General features: G+C 59.8%; 1 protein-coding gene. It reads right to left on the bottom strand.

The annotated features are described in order from the left end of the window. Window positions 1-105: 105 nt before the first annotated feature. A complete protein-coding gene (locus PG896_RS21005) occupies window positions 106-831 on the bottom strand; it encodes a carbonic anhydrase (RefSeq protein ID WP_270836194.1) in 726 nt (241 codons plus the stop codon). Window positions 832-992: the final 161 nt, after the last annotated feature.

The following is a 992-nucleotide window of genomic DNA, read 5'->3' on the forward strand; positions in this document are numbered from 1 at the left end:
ATCGATTAGATCGGACATACTGAGTACAGTGAAACCAGAATAGAGCAATTAGATCACATCTTTAATCTGATTGGTATTATTGCGCAAATCGGTGAGATATCCCCCTTATTCCAGCACCAGTCGCCCGTTGAGGGGCTGCACGGGGCGGTTGTTGGGGTGGTGCATCAACGCCTTGAAGGCATCGATCTGGGCCTGACTGACCTGCACCGGCTCCTTCATCACCAGCCAGCGCACCCCTTCCGAGCAGGGCGGGGTGGTCAGTGACCCGCTGAAGCGGTAGTAGTCGTGCTGGGCGGGCAGCAGTGCCTCTGCCGAGACCCCTTCCTTGAGCTCGTGACTCTCCCCCGCCTTGGCTGGCAGCGCCTGCCAGGCCTGGCTCAGGGCGGCATTGGCCCGGCCCGGTTCGAACATCACGGCGACCACCGCCAGCTCCCCCTTGGCGTTGGCGTGGACCAGGTGACCCTCCAGGGGGTAGGACCTGCCTTCGATGAGGTTTTCGCTGGGGGCGTGGAAGTGGAACTGCTTGAGCTCGAAGCGCATGCCGTCGAGCTCAAGGGTGCTGCCGGGGGCATAGTTGACCTGCACCGTGTGGCCGTTGTTGACCAGCGTCTTGCCACCCGCCTGATAGTGGAACTGCAGGGGGGCCAGATCGGCCTTCACCAGACCCGAGAGGTTGACCGGCGACTGGTTGCTGCCGGCACACTGGCCATATTCCGGGGTCAGGCTGGCCCATTTCGCCGGGCCGGCCTCGCCGCTGTATTCCCAGTGTGTGGTGGCGGCAAAGGCGGCAGGGCAGAGCAGCAGGGCGCCAGCCAGCAGGGACTTTTTCATCATGCATCCTTATCCTGATTGAAAAGCACGGCCATTCCTGGCCTTCCGGCAGGAAGGCCTCGTCAATGGCATCGTTGGAAACGCACATGTACAGGATCTTTAGCTACAACCAATTGAAATAGATAGAAAAAAGGCTTCGTTTGTGATCTGATTTAATCGCA

This window comes from Aeromonas sp. QDB30 (genome assembly GCF_027707645.1).
GTDB lineage: Bacteria > Pseudomonadota > Gammaproteobacteria > Enterobacterales > Aeromonadaceae > Aeromonas > Aeromonas caviae.